The 20882-nt window shown below is 38.7% G+C and carries 17 protein-coding genes; 13 read left to right on the plus strand and 4 right to left on the minus strand.

Going from position 1 to position 20882, the window contains the following annotated elements; genetic code table 11:
- Nucleotides 1-93 precede the first annotated feature (93 nt).
- On the plus strand, nt 94-1404 hold the full coding sequence (locus ACFSR8_RS00940; RefSeq protein WP_380288119.1) for an enolase C-terminal domain-like protein: 1311 nt from the start codon (nt 94-96) through the stop codon (nt 1402-1404).
- Nucleotides 1405-1886: 482 nt separating this feature from the next.
- Here ACFSR8_RS00940 and ACFSR8_RS00945 read toward each other — a convergent pair whose 3' ends face one another.
- The 3 genes from ACFSR8_RS00945 to ACFSR8_RS00955 all read right to left on the minus strand — a co-directional run bounded on the left by ACFSR8_RS00945 (nt 1887) and on the right by ACFSR8_RS00955 (nt 6314).
- Nucleotides 1887-3743: a M1 family metallopeptidase gene (locus ACFSR8_RS00945; protein ID WP_380288121.1), complete on the minus strand. Its 1857-nt coding sequence runs from the start codon at nt 3741-3743 to the stop codon at nt 1887-1889.
- 78 nt (nt 3744-3821) lie between these two features.
- Nucleotides 3822-5429 carry a S8 family peptidase gene (locus tag ACFSR8_RS00950; RefSeq protein WP_380288123.1) on the minus strand — a complete coding sequence of 536 codons (1608 nt, stop codon included), beginning with the start codon at nt 5427-5429 and terminating at the stop codon, nt 3822-3824.
- Between the two features lie 24 nt (nt 5430-5453).
- Nucleotides 5454-6314: an MBL fold metallo-hydrolase gene (locus ACFSR8_RS00955; RefSeq protein WP_380288125.1), complete on the minus strand. Its 861-nt coding sequence runs from the start codon at nt 6312-6314 to the stop codon at nt 5454-5456.
- Nucleotides 6315-6512: 198 nt separating this feature from the next.
- Here ACFSR8_RS00955 and ACFSR8_RS00960 point away from each other — a divergent pair, with 198 nt between their 5' ends.
- Nucleotides 6513-8411 carry a cation:proton antiporter gene (locus tag ACFSR8_RS00960; protein ID WP_380288127.1) on the plus strand — a complete coding sequence of 633 codons (1899 nt, stop codon included), beginning with the start codon at nt 6513-6515 and terminating at the stop codon, nt 8409-8411.
- 98 nt (nt 8412-8509) lie between these two features.
- On the opposite strand, the gene tatA is transcribed toward ACFSR8_RS00960, so the two are convergent.
- The gene (gene tatA / locus ACFSR8_RS00965) at nt 8510-8692 is read right to left on the minus strand and encodes a twin-arginine translocase TatA/TatE family subunit (protein WP_186561438.1); all 183 of its coding nucleotides are present in this window, start codon (nt 8690-8692) and stop codon (nt 8510-8512) included.
- 129 nt (nt 8693-8821) lie between these two features.
- Between tatA and ACFSR8_RS00970 the strand changes: the two genes are divergently transcribed.
- The 11 genes from ACFSR8_RS00970 to ACFSR8_RS01020 all read left to right on the plus strand — a co-directional run bounded on the left by ACFSR8_RS00970 (nt 8822) and on the right by ACFSR8_RS01020 (nt 20785).
- Entirely contained in the window at nt 8822-9685 is an 864-nt protein-coding gene (locus tag ACFSR8_RS00970) for a M23 family metallopeptidase (protein ID WP_380288130.1), read from the plus strand.
- Complete coding sequence (locus tag ACFSR8_RS00975) at nt 9686-11188, plus strand: GH3 auxin-responsive promoter family protein (protein ID WP_380288132.1); 1503 nt, start codon at nt 9686-9688, stop codon at nt 11186-11188. It abuts the gene before it with no gap.
- 25 nt (nt 11189-11213) lie between these two features.
- Nucleotides 11214-12902: a DUF6909 family protein gene (locus ACFSR8_RS00980; protein WP_380288134.1), complete on the plus strand. Its 1689-nt coding sequence runs from the start codon at nt 11214-11216 to the stop codon at nt 12900-12902.
- 10 nt (nt 12903-12912) lie between these two features.
- Nucleotides 12913-14004, plus strand: coding sequence for a hypothetical protein (locus ACFSR8_RS00985; protein WP_380288136.1), 1092 nt, complete (start codon nt 12913-12915; stop codon nt 14002-14004).
- Complete coding sequence (gene rfbB, locus ACFSR8_RS00990) at nt 14004-15047, plus strand: dTDP-glucose 4,6-dehydratase (protein WP_380288138.1); 1044 nt, start codon at nt 14004-14006, stop codon at nt 15045-15047. The genes ACFSR8_RS00985 and rfbB overlap by 1 nt, the downstream gene beginning before the upstream one ends.
- 91 nt (nt 15048-15138) lie before the next feature.
- Nucleotides 15139-15996, plus strand: coding sequence for a glucose-1-phosphate thymidylyltransferase RfbA (rfbA, locus tag ACFSR8_RS00995; RefSeq protein WP_380288140.1), 858 nt, complete (start codon nt 15139-15141; stop codon nt 15994-15996).
- 3 nt (nt 15997-15999) lie between these two features.
- Complete coding sequence (gene rfbC, locus ACFSR8_RS01000; RefSeq protein WP_380288142.1) at nt 16000-16551, plus strand: dTDP-4-dehydrorhamnose 3,5-epimerase; 552 nt, start codon at nt 16000-16002, stop codon at nt 16549-16551.
- Nucleotides 16541-17341, plus strand: coding sequence for a dTDP-4-dehydrorhamnose reductase (gene rfbD, locus ACFSR8_RS01005; protein ID WP_380288144.1), 801 nt, complete (start codon nt 16541-16543; stop codon nt 17339-17341). Before rfbC ends, rfbD begins: the two co-directional genes overlap by 11 nt.
- Nucleotides 17342-17558: 217 nt before the next feature.
- Nucleotides 17559-19223 (plus strand): N-acetylneuraminate synthase family protein, encoded by a 1665-nt coding sequence (locus tag ACFSR8_RS01010; RefSeq protein WP_380288146.1) that lies wholly within the window; start codon nt 17559-17561, stop codon nt 19221-19223.
- Entirely contained in the window at nt 19224-20258 is a 1035-nt protein-coding gene (locus ACFSR8_RS01015) for an N-acetylneuraminate synthase family protein (RefSeq protein WP_380288148.1), read from the plus strand. It abuts the gene before it with no gap.
- An 11-nt stretch (nt 20259-20269) separates the two neighbouring features.
- A complete protein-coding gene (locus tag ACFSR8_RS01020) occupies nt 20270-20785 on the plus strand; it encodes a KdsC family phosphatase (protein WP_380288150.1) in 516 nt (171 codons plus the stop codon).
- The last annotated feature ends 97 nt before the right edge of the window (nt 20786-20882 follow it).

Consider the following 20882-nt stretch of genomic DNA (forward strand, 5'->3'; position numbering starts at 1 on the left):
GTAGAGATTAAGCTATGGCTCATCATTGAGAATCCCATTCATACATTCATTAATGGCATTTTTTTTATTTTTATAGGATTAAACTATTAAACTATGAAAATCAGCAGACGTAAGTTTATTTCAAATTCTATCGCTGGTGGGCTGGCCGCCTCAGCCATGCCTTTAAGTTCCTGTACTAACTCAAATGCATCACAGGGATTATCTCCAAATGGCAAGGAAAGATACGCAGCCTTAGATGAAGCATTAAAAAAACCGGTGTTTAAGAGGGAATTATTCTCCTCTCCTGTAGTCATTGAAAGTATAGATTTCCTTAAGGACCGGAACAACTTTCTCTGCAGGGTAAGATCTTCGGAAGGAGCCGAAGGGATTTCCGTGGGACATCCTAATATTAGCCGTCATAGCTGGCCTGTTATGAGGCAATTAATGGAGCAATGTGTTGGTAAGGACGCTCGTAATCTGGATCAGCTCATATTTAAGCTTGCAGAACCAGGCGCTAAAAGCTGTGGAGTACCTAAGAATGTTCATATCGCAACCCTCGAACTGGCCATTCTAGACATGATGGGCAATCTTTCTGGAAAGCCTATAGGTCAGCTTATTGGAGATATTCATAATCCTTATGTGTCCATATATCAAGGGTCTAGATACAAAGAACTGCGTAAGATGACACCAGAAGAATCGCTGGATTTGGTTGCATTGGACCATGAGGAGAGCAAGGCCAAAGCCATCAAGATTAGGGGTGGTGTTGGTAACCAATTAGGTACAGATGCAGACAATGCTCCCGGACAGACGGAAAAACTTATTAAAATGACGCGCGAAAGGTTTGGAGACGATATGGTATTGATGCTTGATGGAAATGGGTCCTATTCTCCGAAGGAGGCTATCAGAATTGGGCGGATTCTGGAAGAATACAATTATTATTTTTACGAGGAGCCAGTGCCGTGGGACTGGTATGATGAGCAGGTCGAAGTAGCTAAAGCCCTTAATATTAAAATGGCGGGAGGAGAGGAAGAATTCCGGATGCGTGCTTTTCGTTGGCTAATAGCGAACGATGCATTTGATATTTATCAGCCGGATAATATGTATTTTGGAGGATTGATTCGATCGATGCAGGTTGCTAGGATGGCAGAGGTAGTCGGAAGACCGATTGTTCCACATATGACGACAGGAGGGCTGGGTTTTTTGTATATGTTACATTTCGTATCGGCTTGTCCGAATGCCGGCAAGTATCACGAGTTTAAACTTTTCGCCACTAAGGATGGCAATAGAAATTCGATACCTATAGAAAGCAAGACTGAGCCCTTCTCAAGCGAAGACGGAGTCATAAAGGTTCCCACTGGTTCTGGATTGGGAATTGTAATTGACCCGGACTACATTAAAACACATAAGAAAGTGACCATTTGGTAATTAGGTTTTTTGGATATTCATTAATAGCATCGCTCCCCCTTTTTATATCTTTCCGTAGCCAATGAATTAGATTATGAAAACCAATAAGGCAGAATTAGAGAGGAGGTATTCTCTTTAGTTCACGTTCCATTTATGCAATACCTTTAGAGCCCAAAAGTGTAACCCAATCTTCATGCTCATCTTCTGTTTGACTTTATGGAGCTTTAGATTCTGTTTCAGCAGAAGTTTTCTTTCTGGTCATAACTTTGTATTACTGCCAATTTGGGTTAAACCTCAATGGTGTTTATATCAGCCATTTATTAAAGTTATTTTTCTTCTTTACATCAGTGTATTGACCCACTAAAAAACTATCAATTCGACTTTTGATTTTTGCAAGAGATTTGTTTCTAGGTATGATCAACCCATCATTTCCGCACACTAAAATTTACAGAAAATTATGATAGGAAATAAAAAATGGCATTGAAGCGTATTTTGCTAACGCCTTATTTCACGTTATTGCTTCTATCCACATCCGCAATAAAACCTTTTGGGTCAATCTCAACGGATTTGATGGCTTTTTCGGCTTGAAGGGTGTAAGTAGGATAGGCCCAAGCCCAATCCTTAATGGTGGTGGCTGAGGTTGGTTTTTCGCCCCGCATCATCTGCAAGGGGATATAAAAATCTTCGGTAGTGCCGTCGGCATAAGTTACGGTCAAATCAATAGGCATCGGCATTAGGCCGATCCGCTCTAAAGTGATGCTGTTGCCCTCAACGGATTTTACAGCATAATCAATGGTATTTACAGTGCGGGTCCAATCCTGGAGGTACCAATCCAATTCCAATCCAGAAGTTTTTTCGGCTACCCTTATAAAATCAACGGGAGTGGGGTGCTTAAACGCCCAGGTATCGAAGTACGTTTTCATTGATGTATCAAAATGCTTTTGCCCGATGATATATCTTAATTGGTTCAAAAACAAATAGCCTTTGTAATAGGCCGAAATAGCAGAAGAACGATTGTAATGAAAACGATCGGCATGGGTGGTCATGGGTTGTTCGGTCCCTGATTTTACGTAATAGAAATAGATGTCATATACGCGCTTTGTGGGCTTTTCAAAAGGTTTATCAAAAATGTGGCATTCGGCCAATTCGCCAAAGTATTCTGTAAACCCTTCATCCATCCAATAGTTGGTAGACTCGTTGGTGGCCAATACAAACTGAAACCAGCTGTGGGCCATTTCGTGGGCGGTAACACCAAATAGGCCGCCAAAATCCCCTTCTCCAGCTATAAGCGTACACATGCCATACTCCATACCGCCGTCGCCACCTTGAATGACTGAATATTGCTTATAAGGATAGGTGCCGATATTGGAACTTAAAAACTGCATTAATTCAATAGCTTTGGGCTGTAGTTTTTTCCAATTGCCCAACTTTTCCCGTGGCATGCTATTTTTATATAAAAAGTGCAAAACCGGGCCATTTGGCACCTGAGCCGTATCATGGATATAATTGGGGTCGGCCGCCCAAGTAAAATCATGTACGTTTGGTGCTTTAAAGTGCCATGTAAATTTCTTTTTTGATGAAGGTTTTACGGGCAAGGTTTCATAACCATGACCAATCTCGTTGGGGTTTTGTAAATAGCCCGTGCCACCAAGAGTATAATCTTTATCGATACTGATTTTCACATCAAAATTGCCCCAAACCCCATGGAACTCTCTTCCAACATAAGGATGGGCATGCCAACCTTCAAAGTCGTATTCGGCCAGCTTTGGGTACCATTGCGCCATTGATAAAGCCACGCCTTCCTTATTATTTCGCCCTGAGCGACGAATTTGAACAGGCACTTGCGCGTCAAAATCCATATTGAAAGTTGCGCTTTCACCTGGCTGGATGGGTTTGGCCAAAGCCACCTCCAGAACGGTTCCCACAGTTTCGTAGCTGATATCTGCGCCATTTTGTTTTAGGGAATTTATTTTGATGTACCCAATTTCATCAGGTTTAAGTTTACTGATTCTATCGCCAACCCTGCCGTCAGGATCTGGAATAGTTCGCGATCGCACGTCCATTTCGCTTCCCGGTTGAAACGCGTTAAAATACAAGTGATAAAACACTTTGTCCAAAACATCCGGAGAATTGTTGGTGTAGACCAATTCCTGTTTTCCCTTGTAGCGATAGCTATCAACATCCATATCGATTTCCATTTTATAGTCCACATGTTGTTGCCAATACCCTGCAGTTGAAGTTGCTTGAGGTTTTGGTGCCATTGGTGTTTCAGGCACGGGTGGGGTTTGAACAACGTCTTTGGAGCTATTACAAGAAACGAACAAGGCCATAATGCCAAGAATACACAGGAATCGTGTCATATGAAATAAGAATAAAATGAAATTGAGGTTGACCTAAAAGAAATATCTCCTTTAGAACAACCCCAAAAATACAATGTTTTATTTGGAAAGTTTTGCTGCCATAATCATGGCATTGTAGGCATTTACGATTTTACCTGATTTTACGATATCGGCATAAGGCTGTACGTCATCGGTATTGCCACCAACAACTACTTTGGTTTTGATTTCCAAACCAGAATCCATAATGATTTGCTTCACCTGGGAAGCTTTCAAACTTGGAAAATACGAACGAAGCAATGCCGCTACTCCTGCCACTGCCGGCGCGGCCATTGAAGTGCCGCCTTTGGTGTCATATTCGTTTTCAGGAGTTGTGGAGTAAACTTGAGCTCCTGGGGCAAAGACATCTACATTCTGCTTTCCGTAGTTAGAAAAAGAAGCCAAAAGCCCTGAACCGTATTTTGGAGCCAACGCACCCACACGTATATAAGTATCGGAGATTTCTTTACCATTAACATTATCGTCTGGGAAGTTAGGTTCGGTATCTACGTTTTTACTGTCGTTACCAGCGGCATGCACAAAAACCACATCGTTTTTTGCGGCGTAAGCAATAGCATCGCGCACCCAATCACTATGTGGCGAATAACTTTTACCAAAACTTCCGTTGATGACAGAAGCCCCATTGTCCACAGCATAACGGATGGCCAAGGCCACATCCTTATCATATTCATCGCCATTTGGAACTGCACGAATAGACATGATCTCAACATTATTGGCTACACCATTGGCCCCTTTGCCGTTGTTGCGCTCAGCTGCAATAATTCCAGCAACGTGCGTACCGTGGCTTTCACCCTTTTCAGAATGCTTTACATTACCATTGCCGTAGAATTTTTCGTTTATATTTTCGGGGTCATCGCCAGTTTTTCGGCCACGAAAGCCTTTATTTAAGTGATAGTTTAAACGGTCGTTGATGGTTTTTAAACCGTCTTCAATTTCTTTAATAGCTTCATTGAGGGACTCCAAATCGTTGCTGAACATATATTGTGCAATTTGCTTGGCCTGGTTCAAGGCTTCGTCCTCAGATTTTATGACCGCAACTTCTTTTGCACTATAGTCCTCTTTACCGAAGTGCTTCACCAAGGTTTCATGGGCATTTTTCACCTGTTGGTGAATCTGATCATAACGTGTTTTTCTATCGGTCCACTTTTTATATTCCGTGTCAAATTCTGCTTGAGCACGGGCATAGTCAGGATGGCTGGTATTGCCACTGGCCAATATCCGAGTCAATTCCAATTGTTCATCATAGGCATCTCCTAAGAAATTCCATCCATGAACGTCGTCGATATAGCCATTATTATCATCATCTTTTCCGTTGCCCGGTTTTTCATCACTATTGGTCCAAATCACATCGTCCAAATCTTCGTGGTCAATATCGATACCGGAATCAATGACGGCTACAATCACTTTTTTACCTTTTCTATTTTTGATAAGCTCGGCATAAGCTTTATCAACACTCATCCCTGGAATGGTGTCTGCTATCAAATCTAAGTGCCCCCAGTTGTGCTTTTCGGCTTCGGTCAATTCCGAAACTTTCAGCGGAATGGAATCAATATTTTCAGGAGGTGTAGAAACGATGTCCGAAACCCCACCGCAACCATACAAAAATACAGTTGCCGAAATCAATAATGTCAGATGTTTAATTGCTCTCATTTTATTTATTAGAATTAGTCATTTTTAATTAAATATATCGTTACAGGAGTAAATCTGGTTCAAGCGTACTCCTTTTTCTGTATGTTTCACAGTGATGATTTCATTGTGGGCATCGTGCTCCAAAAATAGATAGTAGTTATTGTCTGCGGCCAAATTCAAAAACTCGTTTTTTTCATCTAAAGTTAATAATGGCCTCATATCGTAACCCATAATATAGGGTAGGGGAATGTGCCCCACCGTAGGCAACAAATCTGCCATAAAGCAAATGGTTTTATCCAGATACTTAATCATCGGAATCATTTGTTTTTCAGTATGCCCATCGGCATAAAAAATATCAAAACCCAATAACGAATCTTTCGATATTTTCCTGTCGGAAACAGAGGTAAACTCTAACTGCCCACTTTCTTCTATGGGCAAAATATTTTCTTTTAGAAAGGATGCTTTTTCACGAGGATTGGGCTTTGTAGCCCATTGCCAATGATTGTCGTTGCTCCAAAATTTGGCATTCTTGAAAGCTGGTTCGTAGCCCGTTCTATCCGAATTCCATTGAATTGCACCACCGCAATGATCAAAATGCAAATGGGTTAAAAACACATCGGTGATGTCATTTGGATGAAATCCATACCTGCTCAAAGACGAATCTAAAGTGTCATCTCCCCATAAATAATAGTAGCCAAAAAACTTGTCGGATTGTTTGTTGCCCATCCCCGTATCTATCAATATTAATCTGCTTCCGTCTTCAATCAGAAGGCAACGTGCCGCTATATCGATCATATTTTTGCTATCGGCTGGATTGGTCCTGCTCCATAAGGATTTTGGTACAACGCCAAACATGGCGCCTCCGTCCAGTTTAAAGTTGCCAGAATTAATGGGGTATAACTTCATAGGGTTGCGAAATTACGAAATATGAAGAATATCCCCATTCTACTTATGAATTTATTAAGAAATATCTTGAAAGGGTCATTATTTAGAAGGAAAAGTTGCGATTATTGCTTATGAGAGCAACATAAAAAAGTTCACTAGAAATATATTTTTACCACATTACTGCTTTTTGATTAAATTCGTATTTAATAAAACTAACATATGCTAGAACTGGCAGGAATTATCATTCTCGGAATATTGGCCCAATGGGTGGCCTGGAAGCTTAAGATTCCCGCAATTTTACCTTTGATTTTAATTGGTCTTTTGGTAGGCCCCATTGCAGCGGAATATTTGAGCGAAGGCGGCGTAAAGTGGATTGAACCTGTATGGAATGTGGGTATAGCCCGGGATGGAGAAACGGTAAAAAGGGGACTTTTCCCTGGCGACGGTCTGTATAATTTTGTTTCCCTTGCCATTGCGATTATACTTTTTGAAGGGGGCTTGACCCTTAAGCGTTCCGAAATAAAAAGTTTAGGACCTGTAATAACAAAATTGATTACTCTAGGCTCGGCGATTACCTTTTTTGGTGGCGGATTATTGGCCCATTTTATTTTTGATCTCAGCTGGGAACTTTCGTTTTTATTTTCCGCGTTGATCATTGTTACAGGACCAACGGTAATAACGCCTATCCTCAGAAATATACCGCTTAAAAAGGACATATCCACCGTATTGAAGTGGGAAGGGATTTTGATTGACCCTATTGGGGCATTGGTGGCGGTCTTGGTATTTGAGTTCATCAGTGTTGGAGGCGACAGTGGTTACACAAAAACGGCCTTAATCGAATTTGGCAAAATAGTCCTTTTCGGTACTACATTTGGGTTTACTTTTGCCCATGCCTTAGCATTTGCCGTAAATAAAAAATTGATACCGCATTACCTTTTGAATGTGGTGTCGCTATCCACCGTTTTGTTGGTATTTGTGGAGTCAGAAGTTTTTGCCCACGAATCAGGCCTATTGGCCGTAGTAGTTATGGGGATGGTTTTAGGAAATAGTAAATTGAGCAACATCAAGGAACTGTTATATTTTAAGGAGTCCTTAAGTGTTTTGTTGATTTCTATACTTTTCATTTTGCTTGCAGCTAATATCGATATGAAGGATATGGAATTGCTTTATACTTGGAAAACGGCCTTGCTTTTTGCGTTGGTGGTTTTTTTGGTGCGGCCTATTGCGGTTTTTGCAAGTACTTTTGGTTCAAAATTGAGAATACGAGAGAAAGTATTTATCAGCTGGGTGGGCCCCCGGGGTATTGTTGCGGCTGGTATTGCTTCACTTTTCGGGAGTAAACTTTTGAGCAGGGGCGTTGAAGGTGCAGAATACATCACCCCGTTGGTGTTTATGATAGTTTTGGGTACAGTATTGCTCAACGCTACAACGGCTCGTTTGTTTGCAAAGATTGTGGGCGTGTTTCTTAAACGGTCTGAGGGGATTTTGATTGTTGGTGCCTCGCAATTTTCAAGATTGATTGGGGAGTATTTGGAAAATAACGGAAGACATGTGGTACTCATTGATACCAATCAGACCAATATACAATTAGCCCAAGAACGCCGTTTAGAGGCGATTAATACAGATATTTATTCCGAAGAATTGAGTAACAATATTGAATTGAATGACGTGGGATTTTTGATGGCATTGACCGGTAGTAAGGACATAAACAATTATGCTATCAATAGATTTCAAGATCAGTTTGGTGAAAGCGGTTATTATAGGCTATTGATGGCCGATGAATTGGAAAAGGGAGAAATCGAAAATGAAGAAGGTTTGTTTTCTCTAACGGACGGTTTTAATTCATTTTCTGAAGTAGCTCGTAAATACCCCAGAATTTATGAAGTCGGCATCAAAAACGATCAACACTTTGAAGACTTAATAGAGATAACAAATAATGATGATGAAATTATCCCACTTTTAGTAAAGGACAAAAAAGGATTTTTAGAGATTCTTCCAGCATTCAACAAGCCAATTAACACCATTGATGAAGGCTTTAAATTGGTTTATATGGGCAAAGCTATGGGCAAACGGGATGTGCCAGTTTTGGAGATTAAAGTTTCTAAAGTTAACGACTAGGACAGAAGTATTTTTTGAAGATTGCCCTGAGGGTGTTTTAATACACAAAAAAAACCAACATTTAACATGTTGGTTTTCGATTTTATAAAGATTTTCAACTACTTAGCGTTATCTTTTTCGGCGTCCTCGTCCTTACTGGCATTTTTAAATTCTTTAATACCGCTTCCAAGGCCACGCATCAATTCTGGAATTTTTCTACCACCGAACAAAAGTAGCACCACCACCACAATTAAAATGATCTGGGGCGCCCCTATGGCCAATGGCAACATAAATAAACTCATAATATCGTATTTAGATTACAAAGTTAATAATTAAAGTTTAAAAATGTCGTTTTTTAACAGGATATCGCATTGCATAGGTTTATATAAAACAATGGCTTGCGATAATTTTATTTATTTTAGCAAACCAATATGAGCGAAAAAAAACCGAAACGGATAAAAAGAAGATTGCTGGACAAATACCGCTTGGTCGTCCTGAACGAAAACACGTTTGAGGAACGATTGTCCATTAAACTGACTCGGTTGAATGTTTTTGTGGTCGTTACTTTATCTAGCATCATTTTAGTGTGTTTCACCATTCTTCTTATTGCTTACACCCCTTTAAAGGAATATATTCCTGGCTATTCGTCCACTTCACTAAAAAAGAAGGCGACGGATTTAAGTTTTAAAACCGATTCATTGCAACAAGTTCTGGCCATGAACGAGCTGTATTTTAGTTCAATAAAAAGCGTACTTAGAGGGGATGTTGGTTCGAAGAACCTCAACAGGGATTCCATAATTCAAGCCACAAAACTTGAGATTGGTGAGGTTGACTTAAGTCCAACAAAAGAGGATTCCTTATTGCGCGCAAAGGTGGATAAAGAAGACAAATACAATCTGTTTGAATCGGCAACTTCGGTGGCCAATTTTGTATTGTTTCCACCTGTAACAGGTACTATTAGCGAACCCTACAACATTAAGGACAAGCATTACGCAGTCGATATCGCGGTGGCCGAGGATACTCCGGTAAAGGCAACTGCAGATGGCATCGTAGTTTTTTCAGAATGGACAGCGGGCACGGGATATGTTATTATCTTAGAACACAGTTACGGGTTGATTTCAATTTACAAGCACAACGCCACACTTACCAAATCCCAAGGTGATTTGGTAAAAGCGGGCGAAGTAATTGCCACCTCTGGAGATACGGGCGAGTTTTCTACCGGACCACACCTGCATTTTGAACTTTGGAGTGATGGTTACCCCATCAATCCCACTAATTTTATAGATTTTGAATAAATGATTTCGATAAAATCAGCACTGGCTAAACCATTTGCAAAACGCATTTACAACAAAATTCAAAAGTGGGCCAACAATCCTATTAAAACACAAGAGAAGGTATTTGAGGATATCATCAAAAAAGGCGCAAAAACTGTTTTTGGAAATGACCATAATTTCACCAAAATACGTTCGCACAAAGATTTTGTAAAGTATGTACCAATACGGGATTACGAAGGGATAAAGCCTTATGTAGAGCGCGTGGTGAAAGGTGAAAAGGACATCCTTTGGAAGGGCAAACCGCTCTATTTTGCGAAAACTTCTGGTACTACTTCTGGAGTAAAATACATCCCCATAACCAAACCGTCTATTGAGGCGCAGGTGAAAGCCTCTCGAAATGCAATTTTGCTTTACATAAATGAAACTGGCAATACGAAGTTTGTGGACGGTAAAATGATCTTTTTGCAAGGCAGCCCCGAAATGACCAAAAAGAATGACATTTTTATTGGACGGCTTTCAGGTATTTCCGCTCATTATGTACCCAAATATCTTCAAAGTAATCGATTGCCATCTTGGGAAACTAATTGTATTGAGGACTGGGAAACCAAGGTTAACAAAATTGTTGACGAAACTTTAAATGAGGATATGACGGTAATTGCAGGCATTCCGTCATGGGTCCAGATGTACTTTGAAAAGCTACAGGAAAAAAAGGGCAAAAAAGTGGGCGATATTTTTAAAAATTTCAACCTTTTTATTTATGGGGGTGTAAATTATGAACCGTATCGCGCAAAATTTGAAAATTTAATTGGCCGAAAAGTAGACAGCATTGAGTTATATCCGGCAAGTGAGGGCTTTTTTGCCTTTCAGGATAAACAGAGCGATAAAGGTATGCTGTTGCAATTGGATTCGGGCATTTTCTATGAGTTTGTTAAAGCTGATGAGTTTTTTAATAAAAACCCAAACCGCATTACGATTAAGGACGTTGAGGTTGGGGTAAACTATGTGATGATTATTTCAACGAATGCGGGGCTTTGGGCCTATAATGTGGGGGATACTGTGGAGTTTACTTCCATTAAACCTTACAAAATTATCGTTTCCGGAAGAATAAAACATTTTATTTCAGCCTTCGGCGAACATGTGATTGGTAAAGAAGTAGAACAGGCAATGCAGGACGCTATAAAGGATACTGATGTCAGTGTCACCGAATTTACGGTAGCCCCACAAATTACGCCCGAGACTGGGTTGCCATATCACGAATGGTTTATCGAGTTTGAAAATGAGCCAAAGAATATGACGGCTTTCGCCAAAAAAATTGACGAATCCCTCCAAAACCAAAACACTTATTATTTCGATTTAATTTCTGGAAAGGTATTGCAACCATTGAAAATAAAAAAAGTACATAAGGGAGGATTTAAGGACTACATGAAAACCATCGGGAAATTGGGTGGCCAGAACAAAATACCTAGGCTGTCGAACGATAGAAAAATAGTTGAGGCATTTTCTCACTTACCTTCCACAAAATAGTATTACATTTGCATCCGCTAGCACCATGAAACCTATTAAGCGCCATAAAAGAACCCGTGCCCAGGAAAGTTCTAACGCCATTGAAAGGATGTACATTACCATGCGCCATCTCTTCAATCGTGGCTTTTATAAACCAATGGGTGTTTCGGGAGATACCCTTCGGCAGTCGTTATTATTGTTGCGACCGGAAATTTACGGTGCTATAGCCGAGGAAAAAGCTGAACTTGATGGGTTGCTTTATGTTATTGATAGGTTGCCTCAGGGTATTGAGGAGTGTTCCATAATCAATTTAACGAGCGATGAGGGCTATTCCGAATCGCTTTTTAAACCGATCGTACCCAAGAAGCGACGCAGAAACTGTTACCGTATCGATGATGAGCAGATGAATATTGAAATTACCCGCGGTCGCTCCGAGATTTACGATATACTTACCCATTTGACCTTCCTCTTTATTGAATCGCTTAAAATCAGCAACCGTGTTTTGGTGGACGATATTGGCTCAACGACCAGTGACTGGGTAAAATTGGAGCGGGCGGTAAAATCCACAAAAAAATTAACGCAAAAGGAACGCGAAGTTGCCATTACACACACTAGCAATATTTTAGGAAGGACGTTTAACGAGGTGACTTCAATTTATGAAGAATTTGCCATCCCTGGTCAACCCGAGCGTTTTTTGAATATTATTTATTGGCTAGGCAAGCTATCTATTGAAGAACAAATCTCGAGCAATAAACGAGCTATTACTTTTAGCCCGGTACTAAGGGAACGTTTGGGCCACCATATACATGGAGAAGAATGGGCCACTAATATTAAGAACACACTGCACAAGTATGAGTTGCTACATCGCCCCATGCATATTATAAGCGCTAACATGCATAGTGTTATGAATACGCTTTTTGCACCATGCGCACTTAAAGGTGCAGTGGATTCGGAAGATGCTTTTGACCTCTATAAAGTGTTGAGTAGCAAAGAAAGTGTTGCCCTAAGAAATAAAGTACACGAGGAGGCGTTACAAGAAGGGATGCTTTATATTAAGGATACATCTGGGGCAAATATTGATGTTCAAATATTTGACACTGATAAAATAGATGAGTCAAAACTTGACATTACAGTAAACAGCAGGTTAGTCAATTCAAAAAAACCCATTATATTGGTCATGGATTATGCATTTGGCGAGCAGGCCTATGAAACTATGGATGAGTTATTGAAGCCGCTTAAATTAAACGGAGGTAATGAGCACTTGGACGTTGAGTCTATTTCCATTATGGGAAAGGCGGGAATTTTAGATGGCAATAAAGGAGATATTATGATTCCATCGGCTCACATTTTTGAGGGTACTGCGGACAATTATCCTTTTGATAACGAATTGAAAAAGAAAGATTTGAAGGGTAAAGGAATTAATGTTTGCGAGGGTTCAATGATCACAGTTCTTGGCACATCGTTGCAAAACAAGGATATTTTAAAGTTCTTTCACAAATCCACATGGAGCGTAATTGGCTTGGAAATGGAGGGAGCGCATTATCAAAAAGCTATTCAGGCCGCTTCAAAAGTGAGAAAAAATATTAAGCCGGGGGTAAAAGTAAGATACGCCTATTACGCCAGTGATAATCCACTAAAAACGGGAAGCACGTTAGCCTCTGGAGGTTTAGGCGCCTCTGGTGTAAAACCAACCTATTTGATAACCCGAACTATACTAGAACAAATATTAAACTAAAAGAAGTAAAATGAGTAAAGATTTACGACAACAGCCTCAGCAGAACGAAGAAATGGATATTGGGCATTTATTCAAAATAATTGGAAATCTTTTTGAAAAACTTTTTGCTTCTATAGTCAGGGTTTTTCAATGGCTTTATGATGTTTTGTTGTTAGTGCTTATACATTTTTTTAAAAGGCTTAAATGGTACGTTTCGGTGGCTATTGTTGGATTAGTTATTGGCTATTTCATTGATAAAAATTCAGACTATCTCTATGGGGCAAATATGCAAGTACAGACTAATTACGATTCGGCCAGACAGGTTTACGAGAATATCAGCTACCTGAATCAATTGGCTGCTATTGACAGAGACTCTGTTGAGTTGGCGAACCGCCTGAACATTTCAGTAAATGAAGCAGCCTCAATTAAAAGTTTTTCAATTGAACCCAACATTGACGAAAACGACAAGATGAAGCTGTTTTCAGATTTTAGAGCACAACTGGATTCTTTGACCAAAAGTACTTTTACCTACAATGATTACATTGACGGGTTAACTTCACATAGTTTCAGAACGCACCAAATCAAATTGGTGTCTTCGGATAAGTTTGTTTTTGGTAAACTAAATAGGGGATTAGAGAAGCAGTTGGCAAATAATATTTATTTGGACGAAATTAGACAGGTGACGTTAGATAACTTGAATAGAAGGGAGGAGATTCTGAACGATCAAAGGAGTGCAATAGACTCGCTGAAAAATGTGTATCTAGATATTCGTAGAAAAGAATCTGAACGGGACAGAAACCAACCAGGGTCAGGGACAAATCTTTTTTTAGCAGCCAGCCAAAAAGAAGATAACCTCTTGATTAAAGAAACAGAATTACTTGAGCGAAGGCTGGAAATAGAAAATCAAAAACTTGATCTTTATTCAAATTATATTGAAAATAAATATATAGTGAATATAATTTCGCAATTCCCTGAGGCGGGATATGGAATTGGAAAACTGACAGATATGGGTAAGGTTAGAATACCAATACTTCTATTATTAATTACATTTTTGATTTTTGCAGTGCTCGGTTTAAGTAATTATTTGCAAAAAGAGAGTGAACGTTTAATCAAAACCTGGTAATGCAAGTATTAATAACTGGAGGAGCGGGTTTTATCGGCTCACATGTTGTTAGGCTATTTTCGTCCTCATATCCAAGCTATCATATCTATAACTTGGATGCTCTTACCTATGCAGGAAACTTAGAAAATCTCAGGGATATTGAGGGAAAGGCAAATTGTACATTCATAAAAGGAGATATTACAAACGAAAGTTTCATAGATAATTTATTTTCAAATCACGATTTTGACGCGGTAATCCACCTGGCCGCAGAATCGCATGTAGATAGATCAATTAACGACCCAACGTCATTTGCAAAAACAAATGTTTTGGGGACTATCAATTTATTGAATGCTTTCAGGGCTTATGGGGAGGAAAAGCTGAAAGATAAAATCTTCTATCATATAAGTACTGATGAGGTGTATGGCACTTTAGGAGAAGAAGGCCTTTTCAAGGAAAACACACCGTATCAGCCCAATTCTCCATATTCGGCTTCAAAAGCTAGTTCGGACCATTTTGTTAGGGCCTATGGGGAAACATATGGCATTCAGTATATTGTGTCAAATTGCTCAAATAATTATGGGCCAAACCAGTTTCCAGAGAAGTTGATTCCATTATTTATCAATAATATTATCAACAAGAAACCGCTCCCGGTTTATGGAGATGGTAATTATACCCGAGATTGGCTATTTGTAAAGGATCATGCCATGGCCATTGACCTAGTGCTACACAAAGGTAAAACAGGAGAGACCTACAATATTGGAGGATGGAACGAGTGGAAGAATATCGATTTAGTCAGACTATTATGCCGTAAGATGGACATGAAATTGGGCAGAAATCAGGGTGAATCCGAACAATTGATAACTCATGTAAAGGACCGTCCTGGGCATGACTTACGATATGCCATTGATGCTTCAAAAATTAATGAAGATCTGGGATGGAAACCGACTGTAACCTTCGAAGAAGGACTTGATGAAACTATTGACTGGTACTTGAATAATGCCCAATGGCTTCAAAATGTGATTAGTAAAGCCTATTTAACTTATTACGAAAAGCAATACAGTTGATGTGAAAGGCCCAATAACAATATATTGAGGACCAACCGATTTAATAATCTGGTCATTACACTTGAGTAGGGAATAACATTATATATTAAAGATGAAAGGTATAATCTTGGCAGGAGGCTCAGGAACACGTTTGTATCCACTCACAAAAGTGGTAAGTAAACAATTGATGCCTGTTTACGACAAGCCTATGATATATTACCCACTTTCAGTATTAATGTCTGCTGGAATTCGAGAAATTTTGATCATAGCCACTCCAGGGGATGTACCATTGTTTGAAAAGCTTTTGGGCGATGGAAATAAGTACGGATGTATTTTTTCCTATGCCAGCCAAGAAGAACCAAATGGACTCGCCGAAGCCTTTATTATTGGAGAGGACTTTGTCGGTAATGATAAAGTGGCCCTTATTCTGGGAGATAATATTTTTTATGGCTCAGGATTATCCAAAATATTAATGGGCGCAAACAATCCAACAGGAGGCACCATTTTCGCCTACCATGTGCAGGATCCAAAGCGCTATGGGGTAGTTGATTTTGATGAGAATAATAGGGTTACCTCCATTGAAGAAAAACCTCAAAGCCCAAAATCGAATTTTGCCGTCCCAGGCATTTATTTTTATGACAATACGGTTGTTGACATTGCTCGTAATCTGAAACCCAGCGCAAGAGGAGAATTGGAGATAACGGACGTAAACAAGGAATATCTCGCCAAAGGACTTTTGAATGTTCAGGTTTTGGATAAAGGCATTGCTTGGCTGGATACCGGCACGTTTAGCTCGTTAATGCAAGCTTCCCAATTTGTGGAGGTTATTGAAGAACGACAGGGCCTAAAAATTGGCTGTATTGAAGAGGTGGCATATAAAATGGGGTATATAAATAGACTGCAATTAATGGAACTCGCCAAACCCTTGTTAAAAAGTGGTTACGGACAATACTTACAACAATTGGTTTAGCTGATGAGGATAGAAACTACAGGTTTGGAGGGTTGTTTTGTGATGGCACCTCATGTTTTTAAAGACAATAGGGGGAGCTTTTTTGAGTCTTACAATGAGGCATCTTTTAAGGAAAAGACCGGTATTTCAACAAAATTTGTACAGGACAACCAATCCATATCTTCAAAAGGAACGCTGAGAGGCCTGCACTTCCAAAAAGGCGAGCATGCCCAAGCAAAGTTAGTTCGCGTAATAAGGGGAAAGGTGCTGGATGTATGTGTTGATATTAGGAAGGAATCACCAACATTTGGCCAGCATGTGTCAATTATATTGGATGATTTTGAAAACAAACAGATGTATGTTCCAAGGGGATTTGCCCACGGGTTTTTAGTATTGGAAGACAATACAATCTTTTCGTACAAATGCGACAATTATTACAACAAAGCATCGGAAAGTGGCATTATATTCAATGACCCAACATTGAATATTGACTGGCAATACCCATTTGATAAACTTCTGCTTTCAGAAAAGGATGCAATACTACCAACGTTTCAATCGCTTATAGATGAGCATTAAAGTTTTGGTAACCGGTGCGAATGGACAATTGGGCAAAACGATTGAGGAACTTTTTGCCGATAATAATGATAATATCCATTTCACGTTTGCGTCTAAAGAGGCACTGGATATTACGGACCAACAGCAGGTTACCAGCTTCATCAAAAAGTCAAAATTCGATTATTGTATCAATTGTGCGGCCTATACCAATGTAGAGCAAGCTGAAAAAACGCCTAAGCCTGCATATTTGATTAACAGTGAAGCGGTGAAGTATTTGGCGGAAGCTAGCAAAGCACACAATGTGGTTTTAATACACATATCCACCGATTATGTTTTTGACGGCATTAAGAATCAACCCTATACGGTAAACGACAAAACGAACCCCATAAATGAGTATGGGAAATCGAAATTGTTAGGAGAGCAATATATTGCCCAAACGATGGACGCTTATTTTATAATAAGAACGTCCTGGCTATACAGTAAAAAATACGGCAAGAACTTTTATAAAACCGTTTTGAATAAAGCTAAGGCAGGAGAAAGGCTTTCTATTACATCTGCTCAAAAAAGCTGCCCGACGAATACAATAAGTATTTCCAATTTCATTTATGAGTTCATACTTTCAAGTAGTAAGAATTATGGGCTATATCATTTTTCTGACGAAACTGAAATGACATGGTATGATTTTGCCAAAGAAATTGCAAAAGAAAATGACATTGAAGACACAAAGATTGAAAGGAGCGAGGCTTACAAAACCTTTGCTCAAAGACCTAGATACAGTGTATTAAATAATAATAATAATAAGAGTTGGTAAATTGCAATTAAATAGAAATTCACCCTAGGGTCAAAAAATAAATTTTTATCAAATGCATTTAAGGAAATGGATACAATGATGATTTCAAAGAACAAAAGTTGACATTAATAATAAAATATTAACTTAACAACCTTTCAATTATGTTATTTTTGCTTAATGTATGATAGAACTAGAAGAAAATACGAGAGTGCAAAAACGATATTAATTTATTAGAATAATGAAAGTTATAGCAGAAAGTGCTTTTAATCATAATGGAAGTTTAGATTATTTAAAGCAATTAGCTCTCGAAGCAAAAAATAATGGGACGGATTTCTTTACTGTACAAGTAATGGATGTATCTGCTTTTTGTGTAAAAGAATACTCTAAATACGATATTTATAAAGAAAACACTCTAAGTTTTAATGAATGGAAAGAGTTTTTTGTTTTTGCCAAACAAATAGAATTGGATGTAATTCCTTGTATTTTGGACATACCATCTCTGGATTTGTGTCTCGACCATGATTTTAATTTGTTAAAAATTCATGCTACTGATATAACAAACATCTCGTTACTGGAAAGACTTGTTGCACTGAATAATGTTGATTTAATTCTTGAAACGCAATGCGCTACCAATCTCGAAATTAACTTTGCTATCAATAAATTGGGTGATAGGGTAAAATGTTTAATTCATGGATTTAGTAATTACCCGACCGAGATCGAAGATTTGAACCTGAATACCCTTGACTACTTTAAAGAATATTTTCCGCAGTATAAAATTGGTTTGGCGGATCATTCCTTGGATACAGAGAAAATTCCATTGATGGCTTTAGCAAAAGGATGTTCTTTTCTAGAAAAACACATCACGCTAACAAGAAACAACAGGAACTTCGATTATCAGGTCTCTCTATATCCGAATGAATTTGGAGCTATGATATCAAATATAAAGCATTACGAAAAGGCTCTGGGCATAAAAATGAAGCACCCGATGGAATCTGAATTGAAGTACAGAGATGTGATGTATAAAAAAGTTTTGGAAAGCGGGAACTATATGAGGGCTGATAAGGGCATGGATTTTATGACCCATAGATTAGATTCTCTGGATTCACAAAAAGTTGGAGTAGCATTAATTGCAAGGTTGAAATCTAAAAGGTTGCCTTTAAAAGTGCTAAAGCCTTTTCACGACACTTTTGTTATAGATTTTTTGTACAAACGGCTGAAAATGTCAAAAAAGCTTACTTCTGTGTTTTTAGCTACTTCACCACTTAATGAGGATCAAGAATTGGTAAAGTTTGCACAAGAGCATGATCATTGTGTTTTCCTCGGGCACCCGGTGTCAGTAATTGATAGAATGCTTTCGTTAGCCCTCGAGGAAGAACTTGGAGCAATTTTTAGGGTTACCGGAGATAACCCATTTACCGACATTGACTTTATTGATGAAATGATTCAGCTAATGTGGGATAATAATTTGGACTACGTACGAGTTAACAATGTTCCCTTTGGCGTTTCCGCTGAGTTGTTTTCTACGAAATATTTATGGAAACTATACTTAGGGATGGAGAACCCAATGATGTCAGAATATCTCACCCAATTTGTTTTGGAGGACGAAACAGCAAGAAAGGGTTGTTTGGATATAGAGTCTGAAGTGGAGAATTTAAAATACATTAATTTGTCTATAGATTATCCGGCAGATTTGGATAGGGCCTATACACTAATTGAAGAGCTAAATAGTGATAACCTTTATCATATTTCATTTAGTGATATCATCAAAAGGATAGACAAATTAGAAAGGGAAGATGAAAATAAAATGATAAAATTGGCTGGGGGTGAGGAAATAAAATTTTCAGATTTTTTGTCAAAGCTAGCGAATCAAGAATACATAATTAGAAAAAAAATAAAATTTTAAATGGCATATATAATTGGTGAAATAGGTCAGAATCATAATGGTTCAGTTGACATAGCTAAACTTTTGATTGAAGTAGTCTCAAGGCCTATACATGATAAACTCTTTGGTAAGGAGCTGAAAGTGATGGATGCGGTTAAACTAACCAAAAGAGATTTGTCTCAAGAACTTTCGGCTTCCCAAATGAATCGAATTTATGACACGAAACACTCCTTTGGCAAAACCTATGGTGAGCATAGAGCATTTCTGGAATTAAGTGACGAAGAGCACCATGAGGTATACCAATACGCCAAATCCAAAGGATTAGATTTTGTTGAAACATTGTGTGCGGTGGGATGTTTAAGTATGTTAAAGCTTTTTACTCCTGATAAATTGAAGGTTGCTTCACGGGATTTAACTAATTTACCACTTCTTGCTGCGTTGGCAGAAACTAAAATACCCATTATTTTATCTACTGGCATGGGAGGAAGAGAGGAATTGGATAACGCCTTGGATGAAATTACTAGATATCATTCTGATGTTTCGATTCTCCATTGCGTATCTGAATACCCCACACGGCACGAAAATGTAAATCTCAGAACGATAACTTATCTCCAAAAGAACTATCCACATTTTAAAATTGGATACTCAGACCATACAATAGGTATTGCAACTCCAATTGCGGCCGTTGCTATGGGCGCTAAAATTATAGAAAAACACATTACTCTTGATAGACAAATGAAAGGTACTGACCAACAAGGCTCATTGGCCATTGATGGGATTTACCGAATGGTGAGAGACCTAAGAAACCTTGAACTTGCTTTAGGCAAGGAAAAAATGGTGATTGAGGAGAGTGTAAAAGTGGCAAGGGAAAAATTGGAAAGGTCAATCGCATCTAACAAAAATTTAAAAGCGGGTAAAGTTATCACCGTGGAGGATTTGCATATGCTAAGCCCTGGAGACGGTTTTAAATGGGCAGATAAAAATTTGGTAATCGGGAAAAAATTAACAAAGGACATTCCAAAGGACGAAATTATTTATAAAGAACATTTTATTTAATACCCGAGAGAATGTTACCAAAGTTAATACTTACTGATATAGATGGTGTTTGGACGGATGGCGGTATGTTTTATGATGAATCGGGCAATGAATTTAAGAAGTTCAACACTTATGACAGTGCCGGGGTTTTATTTGCAAGACTGCTCGATATACCATGTGGCATTATAACTGGGGAGAGTACAGAATCGGTAAAAAGGAGAGGGGAAAAGCTCAAAATGGATTACATCTTTTTAGGGGTAAAAGACAAAGTAAGCACTATTGAAAAACTAATAAGTGAATTAGGGATTGGATGGAGCCAATTAGCCTATATCGGAGATGATATTAATGACTATAATGTGCTTTTAAAAGCGGGCTTAAGTGCATGTCCAGATAGCGCCCCTGACTATATAAAGAAAATTGTTGACTGGCAGTTAAACAAAAATGGAGGAGATGGTGTTTTTAGGGAATTCGTTGAAAGAATAATTTTTGAGAATAATATCGATTTGGTGGAGTTATTTTTAAATGGAAATTTGAAGATAATACAGTAGTCTGGTGCCATTCATTTCTAGTTGACCGCATCCCATCCCAGGGTTAGGAAAACCAAAGGCAAGTAATATATTTGGTGATTACATAAACCTGTTAAGG

This window comes from Hyunsoonleella rubra (genome assembly GCF_042684665.1).
In the GTDB taxonomy this organism is placed as follows: Bacteria; Bacteroidota; Bacteroidia; order Flavobacteriales; family Flavobacteriaceae; genus Jejuia; species Jejuia rubra.